Origin of the sequence: Pseudomonas sp. S3E12 (assembly GCF_001702295.1) — a bacterium.
Classification (GTDB): domain Bacteria; phylum Pseudomonadota; class Gammaproteobacteria; order Pseudomonadales; family Pseudomonadaceae; genus Aquipseudomonas; species Aquipseudomonas marginalis.
In genome coordinates this window covers 54,577-69,418 of the sequence record NZ_MBDT01000010.1, presented here as the reverse complement: position 1 = coordinate 69,418, position 14,842 = coordinate 54,577, and the positions used below count along the sequence as shown (strand labels likewise).

The window sequence follows — 14,842 nt, the reverse complement described above, 5'->3', positions numbered from 1 at the left end:
GAACAGGTTGCCGTCACGCACCACGCGCTCCTGTACCGGGATGGCGCCGAGCGGGGCGAGCATGTCGTGGTAGGCCCAGTGCGTCGTCGCCTTGCGCCCGCGCAGCAACCCCGCCGCGCCGAGCACCAGCGAGCCGGTGCACACCGAGGTCACGTAGCGTGCGGTCTGCGCCTGGGCCTTGAGGAAGTCCAGGGTCTGCGGGTCTTCCATCAATGGGCCCACGCCGGAACCGCCGGGCACGCAGATCACATCCAGCGTCGGGCAGTCGGCATAGGTCATGGTCGGCGTGAACACCAGGCCCGTGCTGGAGGTGACCGGCGCCAGGTCCTTCCATATCAGGTGCAGTTTCACGTCCGGCAGCGAACCCAATACGTCGTAGGGGCCGGTCAGGTCCAGTTGCTGAATGCCGGGGAACAACAGAAAGCCGATCTGCAAGGTCATGAATGAAGCTCCGAGAAAGGGGTAGACGACCTCACTCTAGCGGCCTAGGCTTTGGCGAATACGCCATTGAACCCACGAATCACGCCAACCATGCCCAGAATTGTCCACGTACTCGCTTTCGAGAATGCCCAGGTGCTCGACGTCACCGGGCCGCTGCAGGTGTTTGCGTCGGCCAATGACCTGGCGCGCCAGCGTGGCGTGCCGTTGCCTTATGCGGTCACGGTGATCGCCGACCAGGCCGGCCCGGTGATGACCTCCGCCGGCCTGGCGCTGGTGGCCGAGCCGTTGCCTGCGGTCGACCAGCCCTGCGACACCCTGGTGATCGCGGGTGGCTGGGGCGTGTACGGCGCCGCTGAAAAGCCTGCGCTGGTGGATTGGGTGCGCGAAAAAGCCCGGCACACTCGGCGCATGGCGTCGGTGTGCACCGGTGCGTTTTTGCTGGCGGCCAGTGGCTTGCTCGATGGTTGCCGCGTCGCCACCCACTGGACCCGTTGCGAAGAACTGGCGCGCAAGTTTCCGGCGCTGACCGTGGAGCCCAACCCGATCTTTATCCAGCAGGGCGCGGTGTGGACCTCCGCCGGTGTGACCGCCGGCATCGACCTGTGCCTGGCCCTGGTCGAAGAAGACCTGGGCCGCGCCGTGGCCCTGGAAGTGGCACGGCACCTGGTGGTGTTCCTGAAGCGCCCCGGCGGCCAGTCGCAATTCAGCGTGACCCTGTCCCTGCAAAAGGGCGGCAGCCGTTTCACCGAGCTGCATGCCTGGATAGCCGAGCATCTGACCCTCGACCTGAGTATCCCGACCCTGGCCGCCCAGGCCGGCATGAGCGAGCGCAGCTTCGTGCGCCATTACCGCGCCGAAACCGGCCAGACGCCCGCGCGCGCGGTGGAGCTGATCCGTGTCGAAAGTGCGCGCCGGCAACTGGCCGACAGCACCACGTCGATCAAGCGCATCGCCGTGCAGTGTGGTTTCGGCTGCGAAGAAACCTTGCGCCGCAGCTTTATGCGGGCCTTGTCGGTGACGCCCCAGGCCTACCGCGAGCGGTTCTCGCCGGTGGCCTAGGCGAGCAATTCAAACAGGGCGTCGAGGGTGGCCCGCGGTGCTTCCTGGGGAATATTGTGGCCCACACCGGGCAACACCTCCCGCCGGTAAAAAGCGCTGAAATGCTCCACGTCGTCATCCTCTTGCGACGGCGGGCCCACGCCGTCATCGGCGCCGCACAGCGAAATACTCGGCACCGCAATCGCCGGTTGCCGCGCCAGGGCCTGTTCGATGGCTTCCAGCGCCGGATCGCCAGGCGCATACATGAAACGGTGGCGATAGGAGTGAATCACCACCTCGACAAAATCCGGGTTATCGAATGACGGCGCCGTCTGCCCATACAGCCCCGGCCCTTCGGCCCAGGACGGCGACCACAGCGACCACAGCAACTCACACAGTTCGCGGCGATTGGCCGTCAGCCCGTCCACACCGCGCTGGGTATGGAAGTAGAACTGATACCACAACCGATGCTCCGTCGCCGGCGCCCGTGGTTGGAGCGACCTGGCAATGTCCTGGATGTTATAGCCATCGCCGGTCACCAGCCCGCGTACCCGTTCGGGCCACAGCGCCGCGACGATACACGCCGCGCGCCCGCCCCAGTCATACCCGGCCAGGGTGGCGTGCGGGATCGACAGCGCATCCATGAAATCCAGCAGATCCTTGCCCAGCGCTGCCTGTTGGCCGGAGCGCATCACCTGCGCGTTGATAAACCTCGTAGGGCCATAACCGCGCAGGTACGGCACCAGCACCCGGTAGCCGCGTTCGGCCAGCACCGGCGCAATCTCGTCATAACCGCGCGGGTCGTAAGGGAAACCATGCAGCAGGATCACAGGCTCGCCGTCAATGGGACCGTGGGTTTCATACGCCACATCGAGCATGGAGGTGCGCACGTAGAGGAGTGGGGCGGTGATGGTCATGGTGGGCTCCTGTCAGGTGTTGAAACTCTAGTCGAAAGACATGACGGGATGCCCTGCCTGTAAAGGCAGGGCGCCTCAGGGCTGCCAGGTCGTCTTCTCGCCACTGAGCTTGCGGTCCAGGAACGTCGCCGCGCTGATCAACGCCAGATGGCTCAACGCCTGGGGCGTATTGCCCAGGTGGCGGGCCTGGCTGTCGAACTCTTCGGCATACAGGCCCAGCGGGTTGGCGTAGCGCAGCAGTTGTTCGAATTCCAGGTGGGCCTTCTCCAATTGCCCGGCGCGGGCCAGGCATTCGACGTACCAGAACGAGCAGGCGGCAAATGCGCCTTCGGTGCCTTGCAGGCCGTCGATCGCGTTGTCGTCGTTGCGGTAGCGGTAGACCATGCCGTCGCGCACCAGGCTTTTCTGGATCGCCTGCAACGTGCTCAGCCAGCGCGGGTCGGTGGCGGCGACAAAACGCACCAGCGGCATCAGCAGCATCGAACCGTCCAGGGCGGTGCTGCCGATGTGCTGCACGAAATGCCCGCGTTCTTCGTTCCAGAAGTTGCTCCAGATATCGGCATAGATCGCCTGGCGGGTCTGGTCCCAACGTGCAAACGGCGCCGGCAACGAGCGCTTGGAGGCCAGGCGGATCGCACGGTCCAGGGCCACCCAGCACATCAGCCGCGAATGCAGGAAGTGATGCTGCTCGCCGCGCATTTCCCAGATGCCCACGTCTTTCTGGTTCCAGATTTCACACACCTGGTCAGCGACTTCCACCGTGTGTTTCCAGCCCTCGTGGGAGATGGCTTCGCCGTACTTGTTGACCAGGTACACCGCGTCCATCAACTCGCCATAGATATCCAGCTGGACCTGGTCGACCGCGCCATTGCCGATGCGCACCGGCTTGGCGCCGCCGTGGCCGCTGAGGTGTTCCAGCGCGGTTTCGGGCAGCTCCTGGCGGCCGTCGATGCCATAGAGGATATGGATCTTGGTCGGCTGGCCACAGCAGTCGCTGACCCGGCCCTTGAGCCAGCGCATATAGGCGTTGGCCTCGTCGACAAAACCCAGGCGCATAAACGCGTAGACGGTAAACGAGGCGTCGCGGATCCAGGTGTAGCGGTAGTCCCAGTTGCGTTCGCCCGCAGGCGTTTCCGGCAAACCGAAGGTGGCCGCGGCGATGATTGCGCCGTGTTTGCGCGAGGTCAGCAGCTTGAGGGCCAGGGCCGAGCGGTTGACCATTTCGCGCCAGCGCCCGCGGTAGTTCGACTGCGCGATCCAGCCGCGCCAGAACTTCAAGGTATGGGCCAGGGCCAGGTCGGTGCAGACACTGCCCACACGCTCATCGTCCTGGCCGCCGAGTACAAACTCGGCGCCTTCTTCCTGATCCAGGGTGAAGCGGGCCACGGCGGCGTTATCTTCGATCTGCAACGGATGGCTGCCGCACAGGCGCATGCCCGGCTGGCCATCGGCGTTGAAACAGGCGCTGGCGTTATCCAGGCTCGCCTCGGTGGCGGCGCGCGCATAGTCATGGCGCACGGCGCAGCGCAGATGGAGGGTGGCCGTGCCGCTGACCACGCGTACGCGGCGAATCAGCAGGGGCAAGTCGTCGATTTCTTCGCTGATGACCAGCAGGTCGGTGATTTCCACCACGGCGTCATCGCTGAGCCAGCGGGTTTGCAGCACATTGGTGTCGGGCAGGTAGATCTGTTCGCGGCGGGCGTTGGGCAGGTCCGGGGTGAGTTGAAACGTGCCGGCATCGGGGGTGTCGAGCAGTGAGCAGAAGATCGACGGGCTGTCGAACTCCGGCCAACAGAAGAAATCGATGCTGCCTTTATCGTTCACCAGCGCCGCGCTGCGCATGTCGCCGATGATGCCGTGGGCATCGATGGCGCTTTGTGGTTCGTTTTTCAAATCAACCATTGTCACGAAACTCCGGGTAAAGGCTCATGCCGCCATCAATGAACAGGGTGCTGCCGACCACGTAATCCGAGGCGTCACTGGCCAGCCATACCACGGCGTTGGCCACGTCCTCCACATCGCCGACCCGGCCATAGGGGATCAACTTGAGCAGCGCCTGTTCCGCCGCACCTTCGGTGGCGGCACGGTTGATCGCCGTACGAATCGCCCCCGGCGCAATGCCATTGATGCGAATGCGCTGTTCACTCACTTCCTGGGCGAGGGTGCGCATCAGCATGTCAACGCCGCCCTTGGACGCCGCGTAATTCACATGCCCGGCCCAGGGGATCAACTGGTGCACCGAGCTCATGTGGATGATTTTGCCGGCGGCGCGGGATACGCCTTCACGGATGCCCTGGCGCTTGAAGAGACGCACGGCCGCACGGGCACAGAGGAACTGGCCGGTGAGGTTGACGCCGATCACGGCGTTCCAGTCGTCGAGGGTCATGTCGACCACGGCGGCGTCCTTCTGCATACCGGAGTTGGCCACCAGGATGTCCAGATGGCCGAACGCCTCGAGGGTCTTTGCGAACAGGCGTTCCACATCTGCTTCTTTCGACACGTCGGCGCCGATGGCAATCGCCCGGCCGCCCTCGGCGTTGATCTGCTCTGCCAAGGCCTCGGCGGGGGCGGCCTGGCTGTTGTAATTGAGCACCACCGCAGCGCCGGCTTGCGCCAGGGCCCTGGCCGCACCGGCGCCGATACCGGAACTGGCGCCCGTTATCAGCGCCACTTGTTGCTCCAACGAGATATGCATTGCCCACCCGACCTTGAATTCGTGAGTTCAAGTAGCTGACTGGCGGCGCGCAACGGAAGTTCAGCCGTGTGAAATTAGCGACTACAACCATGGTGAAAAATGGAATAACAGAAGAATAAAAAATAACCATAAGATACTAAAAAACCGCTAAAAAGCGTTTGACAGGGTTTTTTGCCCCGTGTCTTATAAGCACACCTCAACCCGTTCCGCTGGTAGTTCGGAAGTCATGCGGAGTCACCTATAAGAGATGCCTATGTGTTTATCGGCAGCTATAGGGGAACTACCAGAGCAGGGAGCTACGCCGTTGCCTAAGTTAGTTATTTTCGATTGCGACGGTGTACTTGTCCAAAGCGAAGAGATCACCTTGTCTGTATTGATCGGCATGCTTAATGCTCACGCACAGGACGGCAAGACACTGGACAGTGTGTATTTCATTGAGCACTTTCGTGGAAGAAAGATTGCCGATTGCCTGTGCGAAGTAGAAAAGTTATTGGGTATTTGTTTGCCCCCTCGGTTTGAAGAGGACTTCCGAGTTCGAGCGCTGGAAGCATTGACGCTTAATGTGAAAGCGACTGATGGGATACTTGACGTATTGGAAGTGCTGGACATCCCCTATTGCGTAGCCTCGAGTGCGCCGCGCAATAAGATCGAACAGTGTTTAAGCCTTGTGGGGTTGTTGCCTTATTTCGAAGGGCGAATATTCAGTTGTTATGAATTGGGGCGTTGGAAGCCTGATCCGCTGGTGTTTTTAACGGCGTGTGAAACTTACAACGTCGAACCCTGTGATGCGCTGGTGATTGAAGACAGTGTCACAGGGATTCAAGCCGCCGTGGCAGCCACTATAAAAGTCCTGGGTTTTGGTCCGTTGTCTCGACATCGAATATTGGCCGAAGCCGGTGCGTTACCTTTTGCCGATATGCGTGAGTTACCGACCCTCATTGATCACGTTACTCAAGGAGCAAGTGTTGTGGGCACACTGGGTTATATAGAGCGACTTAAACGTAATGATCCCTGTTCGGAAGTGTGGTGGGATTCGTCGCCCGTGGTGTACGCACCGTATAAACAGCATTTGTTGGACAAGTACCCGGCAGCCGCCGCCCATATCGAACAGTTGATGCCGCAGGATTTCTCCCAGCCCTGGGGCTTCAGCAGTGTGACCACCAACCCCCGGCTGGTGACGGCGGCGATCCTCGACAAGAAAGAGTATTGGTCGTCGCGTTTTAATCTGGCCAGCCTGTCTCCCGGGGAATTGCGCAAGCAGCTCTACAACGAAGTGATTGCAGAAGGCGCCTCGATGCTCAAGCCGCTGTGGGTGCAATCGGCCCAGGCCGATGGTTGGCTATGCGCCCAGGTCGACCCGTCGGACGTGCGGTGCAGCGAACGCATGACCGCGCGGGGCCTGGAGCTGCATCGCCTGGCCGCGAATGTGATGGTGAAAGTGCCGGGCAGCCTGGAGGGTTTCACGACGATCGAACACCTGGTGGCCCAAGGCGTTTCCGTCAACATCACGTTCTGCTTCACCGTTTCGCAGTTCCAGGCCGGTATCCAGGCGATAGAGCGGGGCATCGCCTGCGCCCTCCGCAATGGCGTCGACACCGGCCGTTGCAAGTATGTGATCACCTTTATGATCGGGCGTTTTTCCTGCCAGCCCGAGTTCGCCTTGCAGGCCGCAGAGCGTGGCCTGGCGCTGGGCCCGGAGGACATGCGCTGGGCCGAGCTGATGATTTACCAGCAGATCCAGGCCCTGGTCGCGGCCTCGAAGGTGCCGGTCAAGACCCTGCTGTCCAGTATCAAGGTCGACGTTGACGAACGTGGTCACAAGCACTGCTGGCACCTGGAAAAGACCGGGCTGACCACCACGTGCTACACGCTGACGCCGGATGTGGTGGAGTTTCTGATCGAGCGTGAAAGCCACGGCAAACCGGTGGCGCCCGCCCGTGAACCCCAGCAGGCGCCGGCTGAGACGTTCGCCCGGCTCATCCGCATTCCGTACTTCTGCGAAGCCTATTTCATCGACAGCATCGAGCCCTACGACTTTGGCAATCATGAGGCGTTTATCAACGCCTGCAACGAAGCCAACAGTGCGCATCGGCGCCTGACCGACTACTGCGTGCGCCTGTGTCCGGTCGCGAAGCCTTTCGCACGCTCGCTCAACGCCATCCTGGCCGCTGAATACGGGGTGCTGGCATGAACAAGATGGTCGGGTTGTGGGCGCACCCGCGTTCCCGTTCCACGGTGTTGGAGCGTGTGTTTATCGAGCGAGGGGATTTTGAGGTTTTCCACGAGCCGTTTGCCCATATGGCATTTTCCGCAGATTCAGTGATTCCTTCGGATGAATGGGACCACAGTTTGCCCACCACCTATCAAGGCATAAAAGAGCAACTGCTCAAGGCCCGGGAAAGTACCAATGTCTTTCACAAAGACATGTGTTACCACTGCCTGGATGACTTGAAAGTTGACCGGGACTTCCTGGCGCAACAACACAATATTTTTATTATTCGCGAACCCGCCAGCAGCATTATTTCCCATCACCGGGTACACCCTGATATGCCCATGGAGGCCATCGGGCATAAAGCCTTGTACGAGATTTTTTGTGTGGTCACCAAACTCATCGGAAAAGTGCCTTATGTGATTAATGCCGATGACCTTGCCGCCGAGCCGGAGCGTGTCATTCGTAAACTGTGTGACTACTTGCAGATTGAATTTCTGCCCCACGCCATGACATGGAAACGCGAATGTCCACGACAGTGGAAAACCTGGAGAAGTTGGCATGTGGCGGCGGAGAACAGTGAACGCATTGCTCTGCCGGATAAACCTGCTATCGATATGGACGCTTTCGATCGGTCGCCAAAATTAAAAGCCTTTTACGAATACCACCGACCCTTCTACGCACGCATGAATGAATTTTGCCAATAAGGATTGTTGTATGAAAAAGTTGATTGTCACCGGTGCGGCCAATGGGATCGGCCGGGCTACTGTGGAAAAGGCTATCCAGGCAGGTTATTTCGTTATCGGTGCCGACAAGGATGCCGAAGGCCTGCGTGCGTTACAGCGCACTTACACGGCGGATGTATTGGAGACCCATGTCGCGGACTTTTCGGATAATGCGCTGATCAAGGGGTTTATCCCTGCGCTGTACGAGCGACACGCAACTATTCATGCATTAATCAATAACGCCGGTATTTACCACGGCAAAAGTATCTATGCCTATTCCGATGCCGAAGTGGACGAAATCCTGACTGTGAACCTCAAGGCCTTGGTCTATCTCTCCAAAGACTTCGCCGAACGGGAGATGAAACACGAGGCGCCGCGCAGCATCGTCAATATCGCCTCGGTGGCGGGCGAAGTGGGCAGTTGCGATGCCTTGTACGGCGCCACCAAGGCGGCGGTGATCGGCCTGACCAAAGCCAATGCCTGGAATTTTGCGCCGTTCGTGCGGGTTAACGCAGTGTCGCCGGCGCTGATCCATGACACCGCCATCTACGACACCATCCCTGAATACCGCCGCGCCGAGTACGCGCGCCAGGAAATCCTCAAGGATCCGATCCTGCCCGGCGGCGTTGCCGAGGTCATTTTGCTGGTGATCAGCGATGCCATGCGGCATGTCACCGGCAAGGTCATTCCGGTAGACAACGGAGCCTACCCACGATGAGCCCATCAGCCCCCAAGAAGAAACTGCTGCTGGTGGGCGCAGGCAACCTGTGTCTGCAGATCCTGAAGATTCTCGGGCCGAGAAATGCCTTTGAATTCGTGGTGCTGGGGCGCAATGAAGACGCGACCGTGCGGCTGTGCAACCTGGTGGCCCTGTCGTGTGCACAGTTGGGGCAAGACATCACGATCAAGCCGGTGATCGCCGACCTCACCGATATCGACCGGGTCACCCAGGTGCTGCGTGCAGAGGCGCCGGACCTGGTGGTGAACTGCGCGTCGTTGCAGTCGTGGCGGGTGATCACCGGGTTGCCCAGGCTCTCGTTCGAGCAACTCGACCAGGCGCAGTTCGGCCCCTGGCTGCCCATGCACCTGACGCTGATGCATCACTTGATGCAGGCGGTGAAAGCCTCCGGTATCGCGGCCAGGACGATCAACGCGGCCTTTCCCGATGCGGTCAACCCGATCCTGGCCAGGATCGGGCTGGCGCCGGATATTGGCGTGGGCAATGTGGCCAACCTGGTCCCGGCAGTGCGATTTTCCATCGCGCGGCTGCTGGAGTGTGCGCCTGCCGATGTGCAGGTGCGCTTGTATGCCCAGCACTATTTCAGCCACTACGTGCCACGCGGCGGCTTGCCCCCGCGTGCCAGCTACCGCTTGTTGTATGAGGTGCGCGACCGGCCGGCTGCGGCCCACCTGCCGGCCGAAGCGATTTTTTCCACGGTTAAATCCGAGTTCCGCCGCCTGGGCGGTATCGATGGGCAGTTCCTCACGGCGTGCTCGGCCGTCACCGTGATCGAAGGGCTGTTTTCGCCCACGCCGGTGCTGGTGCACGCGCCCGGCCCGCTGGGGTTGCCGGGCGGCTATCCGGTGTGGCTGCAGGAGGGGCAGATCAAGGTGCAGTTCAGCGCCGACTGCCCCCAGGACGAAGCGGTGCGTATCAACACCATCTGCCAGAGCCAGGATGGCATCGATGAAATTCATTGCGATGGCTCGGTCACCTATAACCCGCAATGCATGGCCGTGATGCAGGCGATGCTGGGGTACTCGAAGAAAACCATGTCCATCGAACAGTCCGCCGAATTTGCCCGCGAGCTGTCGAGCAAATACCTGTCTTTCAAACATTCAACCTGGTAGGTGTGTGATGAATCGGATGTCGGTGCACAAGCGCGGCGAAGTCGCCAGTTACGCCACGCAATACTCGAAAAAATTCGTCGAGCGCTGGGATGAATTGATCGATTGGGACAAAAGAAAGGCGGGGGAGAATGGGTTCTTTGAAAACCTGCTGAAGCAGCACGGCGTGAAGTCGGTGATCGACGTCTCCACGGGCAGTGGTTTTCATGCGGTCCAGCTTAAGCAGGCGGGGTTCGATGTCGTTGCCACGGACGGCAGCAGCACGATGTTGACCAAGGCCCGGGAGAATTTTCGGCAACGCGGGTTGGTGATCGAATCGCACTACCGGGATTGGCAGTCCCTCGATCCCGCCGAACTGGGGCGCTTCGATGCCGTGGTGTGCCTGGGCAGTTCGTTGTGCCATGTGTTTGCAGCCCATGAACGGCTGGAGGTGCTGGAGAGATTCAGGGCATTGCTCAATCCGGGCGGCTTGCTGATTGTGGATCAACGTAACTTCTTTGCCATTCGCGCAGGCAAGTTCAAATCCAGCGGTCATTACTATTACTGCGGCACGCAGGCATCCGTCGGCCTGGGGCAGGTGGATGAGCACGTGTGTGAGTTCATCTACTCCTTTGATGACGCCGAGCAGTACCGGTTGCAGGTCTATCCGCTGTTGCCGGGCGAGTTGAAGGGGGAGGTGCTCAAGTCCGGGTTTTGCGCCCATGAGAGTTACGGTGATTTCCAGCGTGACTACGACATGATGAATTGTGATTTTGTCATCCACACCGCACGCGCCGTTTAAGGAGTACCTGATGAGCACACTGGTACACAGTAGCGCGCGCCCGTTGGACAGCGTCGTGCTGGCGGTGGTGTTGACCGGGTTCGTGGCCAGTACCTACGGGTTTGGCGTCTACCTGTTCGCCAACCTGGTGGTGGACATGCGCCGCGACATCGGTTTCGACTACACCACGGTGGGCCTGATCACCGGCGGTGCGCAGATCGGCTTCCTGCTTTTTTCATCGGTCACCAGTTATATCAGCCGTTTTTTCGAAGGCTGGAAAATCAGCCTGGTGTCGACGCTGATGACCTCCCTGGCGCTGTTGGGGCTGAGTGTCAGCAACAGTATCTGGCTGTCCGGGGCGCTGTTGATTTTGCTCGGCGGCTGCTCGGCCTCGGTGTACATCCCGTTGGCGGAGATTGTCACCAAGGGCTTCAGCCCGGGGAATCGCTCGCGGGTCATGGGGCTGATTTCCAGCGGCACCAGCTACGGCGTGTTCATCAATGGCTTGCTGGTGTCGTTCCTCACCCTGCAGGGTGGCTGGCGCTCGATCTGGCTCACCGCGGGCCTGATCTCGGTGGCCCTGTGCATGGTGGCCTGGTTTCTGCTGCGCAACCTGGTGGCGGACAAGGACGCCGGTTTTTCCGGGCCGCGTTCGACGGCGTTCGAGAGTCATGCACCTTGGTTGAGTCGCTCGCTGTACCTGACCTGGGCCATTGCCTTTTTGAACGGGATGGCGCTGTTGCCGTTCCAGACTTACCTGGCTCCGTTCCTGCGGGACGAGTTGGGAGTGTCGGTGCAGGACGCTGGGTTTGTCTGGACCACCATCGGTGCGGTGGGCATGGCCTCGGGCTTTCTGGTGGGGTGGATCGCCGACAAGGTGGGCGTCAGGGCGTCGCTGGCCATGTGCTTTTTGAGTGCGGGGCTGGCCGCCACCCTGGTGTTCAGTTTCAACAGCCTCCCGCTGTTCTACCTGGCCGCGTTTTTGTTTGCCCTGGCGTTCTACCCCATCTTCGGGCTTGTCCCCAGCTACATCGGGCAAATCGTGCCGGTCAGCCGACTGACCCAGGCATTCGGCATTGCCAATGTGCTGATCGGCCTGGGGGGCGTGTGCGGTAACTTCCTGGGCGGTTTTTCCAAGGACCTGACCGGCTCGTTCGCGACCGTCTACTGGGTGGTTGCGCTGTTGCTGTTCGTGCAATGCGTGATGGTGTTCCTGTTGGGTAAACCGCCTGTGGCGGTGACGGAGGGTGAGCGGCCATGAGTCATTTTGCGGAACGTCCAGAGCGGAATCTGCATGCGTTTGCGTTCAGCCATCTCGGCGCGGAACGCTCGCGTATGGGGGAGAAGCCCTTGGTCATCTGGATGACGGGCATCTCGGCGGCCGGCAAGTCGACGATTGCCGATGCGCTGGACAGGGCCTTGCAGGCGCAGGGGCGCTTGACCTGCATCATTGACGGCGACTCGGTGCGCGGCGGCCTGTGCCGCGACCTGGGTTTTACCGACAGCGACCGCGACGAGAATATCCGGCGGGTCGCGGAGGTCGCGCGCTTGATGCTGGACGCGGGGCTGGTGGTAATCGTGGCGCTGATCTCACCGTCGGCGGCCAGCCGGCATTACGCGCGCGCCATTGTCGGCAATGAGCATTTTGTCGAGGTGCATGTGGACGCGCCGCTGGAAACGGCGGAGCAACGTGACCCTAAAGGCTTGTATAAAAAAGCCCGCCTGGGGCTGATCCAACATTTCACCGGGATTGATTCGAACTACGACGTGCCGATCTTTCCGGAAGTGCACCTGGACACCCAGGCGCTGTCGGTCGAACAGTCTGTCGCGACTATTCTCGATTGGATGGCCCGCAACGACGGGCGCACATAGCCGCTGGTCTTTGCGCCGCGGTGGCGGTGCCTGCACCTTCAGAAAACAAGGTAATCTGCGCCATCGCAGGCATACCGCGTTTTTTCAGGAGCAGGCATGACGCATTTCACCGGCACTGCAAAATCCATCCGTCTGATCGGCGGGGCCCAGGTGTTGGACTTCATCAATACCACCAACGGCCGCCGCCCTGGGTCGCCGCTCAAGGTCATGGAAGAGCGGCTTACCAGTTTTCAGTTTTTCTTTGAATGGGCGCTGCACGCCTCGTTGATCTCCGCCCAGGAGTTCGCTGAATACAAGGCCATGGTGTTTGAGTCGCCTATTTCCTACCAGCCGGATCTGGACGCCATCATTGCGTTCCGCGAATGCCTGTATGCCGTGTTTTACCCGTTGTCCTTGCGCCAGGCTGCGGCCGATGACGCCTTGCAGCAGATCAACCTGAATTTCCAGCAAGGCACCACCTGGCGGGTGCTGCGCATGGTTGATGGGACACCGGCCTGGGCGTGGAAAACCTGCACCTCTGCCCAGGAACTGAGTGCAATGTTGATCGGGCGCCTGGCGATCGAGGCCACGCAGTTGCTGGTGTCCGGTGATCTTCGCGTGCTGAAGTGCTGCACGGCCACCGACTGTGATTGGCTATTCCTGGATATCTCCAAGAACAAACTGCGCAAATGGTGCCAGATGAGCGTGTGCGGCAGCCGGGAGAAATTGAGTCGCCTTAAACAGGCGCTTTAGTTTCCAGGCAGTGGCGCGGTCGACGGGTAGCAATTGCTCCACTTAATAGGAAGCATTACTATTCACGCCCCGCCTCCCCAGTGCCCTCGCGATGATCCCTCAGCCGCCCCGCAGAACAGGCTTTTTCGAGCACTACGAAGAGTTGATCGGCACCTGGACACGCCGCCTGAGAAACCGTCAGCAGGCCGAGGACCTGGCCCATGACACCTTTGTGAGAGTGCTGGAAACAAGCGCCTCCCAGGTAGAGCAACCGCGCGCTTATCTGCATCAAACTGCGCGAAATATCGCCGTGGACGCCTACCGACGCGAAGACCGGCGGGAAGCCATGGCGTTGGAAGCCGTTGATCAGAGCCAGCCCCACGGCGGTGACCCGGAGCATTTCATGCACGCGATCCAGTTGGCGGACTCCATCGAGCGGGCATTGGCCGAGTTGCCGCTCAACTGCCGCAGGATCTTTATCTGGCAGAAGATCGAGGGCCTCACCCAGCAGGAGATCGCCGAGCGCCTGGGCTTGTCCAAGAACATGGTGGAAAAGTATATGATCCGCACCCTGCGGCATTTGCGTGACCGCCTGGACGCGATGGCCCCATGACACACGCTCGCTCTGAAACAGGACCTTCCATGATGGATAACCGTGCCCGCGACGAAGCCGCGCAATGGTTTGTACGCCTGCAAGACGCTGGGTTGGACGCCACCGAGCGCGAGCGTTTCGATGCGTGGCGCAGTGAAAAGCCCGAGCACCAATATGAATTCGATGTGCTGCAAGGCCTGTGGAGCGCCGCCGACCTGGTGCCCAAGGCCCGCTTGCAGGCGTTGGGCGAGGCGACGGCCGAGCGTCCAAACCGTCGTGGCGTGTTGCGTTACGCCGTCGCGGCCAGTGTGGTCGCCGTGGCCTTGGGACTCGGCTTGTTCAGCGGCCTTGATCATCCGAAGCCCTACCGGGCCGATTTCAGCACGCGCCTGGGTGAGCATCGCCAGGTGGCATTGCCCGACGGCTCGACTATGGATTTGAACAGCCGCAGTGTTGTCTCGGTGCACTACGAAAAAGGCCGCCGCAGTGTTGAACTCAAGCAGGGCGAGGCCATGTTCAGTGTCGAGCATGACACCCGCCGTCCCTTTGTGGTCGCCGCCGGTGCAGGGCAGGTGACGGTCACCGGCACGCGCTTTGATGTGCGTCGCGATGACGACCAGACCCGTGTGGTGGTCGAGGTCGGTACGGTGAAGGTGCAAGGGCGCTCACCGAACGAGGGGGTGACGCTGACGGCGGGGCTGGGGACCCATATCAATGACCAAGGCCTGGTGGCAGCGTCCTACGCAGTGAATACCGAGGAACTGACGGCCTGGCGCAGCGGCAAACTGGTGTTCAACAACGCCTCCCTGGGCGAAGTCGCCCGTGAGGTGTCGCGTTATCGCGAGCGCCCGTTGCGCGTCAGCACACCTGCCGTTGGCAACCTGCGACTGACCAGCGTGTTCAAGGCCAATGACACCGATGCCTTGCTCAAGGCCTTGCCCCATATCCTGCCCGTGGCCCTACGCACCTTGCCGGACGGCAGCCAGGAAATTATTTCACGCTGAGATTCAGGTTTTTTCCGAGTTCTTCGTCTT

Annotated in this window: 14 protein-coding genes and 2 pseudogenes; 12 read left to right on the top strand and 4 right to left on the bottom strand. The window is 60.7% G+C overall.

All coding sequences use genetic code 11. The annotated features are described in order from the left end of the window. Positions 1–441 (bottom strand): annotated as a pseudogene (gene inhA / locus BB029_RS12560) (isonitrile hydratase); the annotation flags it as partial. A 90-nt stretch (positions 442–531) separates the two neighbouring features. Between inhA and BB029_RS12555 the strand changes: the two are divergent. Continuing rightward, entirely contained in the window at positions 532–1,500 is a 969-nt protein-coding gene (locus tag BB029_RS12555; RefSeq protein WP_065939402.1) for a GlxA family transcriptional regulator, read from the top strand. On the opposite strand, the gene BB029_RS12550 is transcribed toward BB029_RS12555, so the two are convergent. The 3 genes from BB029_RS12550 to BB029_RS12540 form a co-directional block, all read right to left on the bottom strand. Next, the gene (locus BB029_RS12550; protein WP_065939401.1) at positions 1,497–2,396 is read right to left on the bottom strand and encodes an alpha/beta fold hydrolase; all 900 of its coding nucleotides are present in this window, start codon (positions 2,394–2,396) and stop codon (positions 1,497–1,499) included. The genes BB029_RS12555 and BB029_RS12550 overlap by 4 nt on opposite strands. Before the next feature lie 75 nt (positions 2,397–2,471). Then, entirely contained in the window at positions 2,472–4,298 is a 1,827-nt protein-coding gene (locus tag BB029_RS12545; RefSeq protein ID WP_065939400.1) for a glycoside hydrolase family 15 protein, read from the bottom strand. Then, on the bottom strand, positions 4,291–5,091 hold the full coding sequence (locus BB029_RS12540; protein WP_065939399.1) for a glucose 1-dehydrogenase: 801 nt from the start codon (positions 5,089–5,091) through the stop codon (positions 4,291–4,293). The genes BB029_RS12545 and BB029_RS12540 overlap by 8 nt, the downstream gene beginning before the upstream one ends. Before the next feature lie 247 nt (positions 5,092–5,338). Here BB029_RS12540 and BB029_RS32010 point away from each other — a divergent pair. From BB029_RS32010 to BB029_RS12490, 11 genes and pseudogenes are all read left to right on the top strand, one after another. Continuing rightward, positions 5,339–5,935 (top strand): annotated as a pseudogene (locus BB029_RS32010) (HAD family hydrolase); the annotation flags it as partial. A 123-nt stretch (positions 5,936–6,058) separates the two neighbouring features. Continuing rightward, positions 6,059–7,282, top strand: a complete 1,224-nt coding sequence (locus tag BB029_RS12535; RefSeq protein ID WP_065939398.1) for a transaldolase family protein — start codon at positions 6,059–6,061, stop codon at positions 7,280–7,282. Beyond that, positions 7,279–8,007: a hypothetical protein gene (locus BB029_RS12530; RefSeq protein ID WP_065939397.1), complete on the top strand. Its 729-nt coding sequence runs from the start codon at positions 7,279–7,281 to the stop codon at positions 8,005–8,007. The genes BB029_RS12535 and BB029_RS12530 overlap by 4 nt, the downstream gene beginning before the upstream one ends. 10 nt (positions 8,008–8,017) lie before the next feature. Next, positions 8,018–8,743 (top strand): SDR family oxidoreductase, encoded by a 726-nt coding sequence (locus BB029_RS12525; protein WP_065939396.1) that lies wholly within the window; start codon positions 8,018–8,020, stop codon positions 8,741–8,743. Continuing rightward, positions 8,740–9,876 (top strand): hypothetical protein, encoded by a 1,137-nt coding sequence (locus BB029_RS12520; protein ID WP_065939395.1) that lies wholly within the window; start codon positions 8,740–8,742, stop codon positions 9,874–9,876. The genes BB029_RS12525 and BB029_RS12520 overlap by 4 nt, the downstream gene beginning before the upstream one ends. A gap of 7 nt (positions 9,877–9,883) precedes the next feature. Then, a complete protein-coding gene (locus tag BB029_RS12515) occupies positions 9,884–10,654 on the top strand; it encodes a bifunctional 2-polyprenyl-6-hydroxyphenol methylase/3-demethylubiquinol 3-O-methyltransferase UbiG (RefSeq protein ID WP_065939394.1) in 771 nt (256 codons plus the stop codon). 10 nt (positions 10,655–10,664) lie between these two features. Next, positions 10,665–11,894 (top strand): nitrate/nitrite transporter, encoded by a 1,230-nt coding sequence (locus BB029_RS12510; RefSeq protein ID WP_065939393.1) that lies wholly within the window; start codon positions 10,665–10,667, stop codon positions 11,892–11,894. Beyond that, on the top strand, positions 11,891–12,505 hold the full coding sequence (gene cysC / locus BB029_RS12505) for an adenylyl-sulfate kinase (protein WP_065939392.1): 615 nt from the start codon (positions 11,891–11,893) through the stop codon (positions 12,503–12,505). Before BB029_RS12510 ends, cysC begins: the two co-directional genes overlap by 4 nt. Positions 12,506–12,601: 96 nt before the next feature. Then, a complete protein-coding gene (locus BB029_RS12500) occupies positions 12,602–13,237 on the top strand; it encodes a CGNR zinc finger domain-containing protein (RefSeq protein WP_065939391.1) in 636 nt (211 codons plus the stop codon). Positions 13,238–13,328: 91 nt separating this feature from the next. Beyond that, positions 13,329–13,829 (top strand): sigma-70 family RNA polymerase sigma factor, encoded by a 501-nt coding sequence (locus BB029_RS12495; RefSeq protein ID WP_065939390.1) that lies wholly within the window; start codon positions 13,329–13,331, stop codon positions 13,827–13,829. A gap of 29 nt (positions 13,830–13,858) precedes the next feature. Further along, positions 13,859–14,812, top strand: coding sequence for a FecR family protein (locus tag BB029_RS12490; protein WP_065939389.1), 954 nt, complete (start codon positions 13,859–13,861; stop codon positions 14,810–14,812). Positions 14,813–14,842 lie beyond the last annotated feature (30 nt).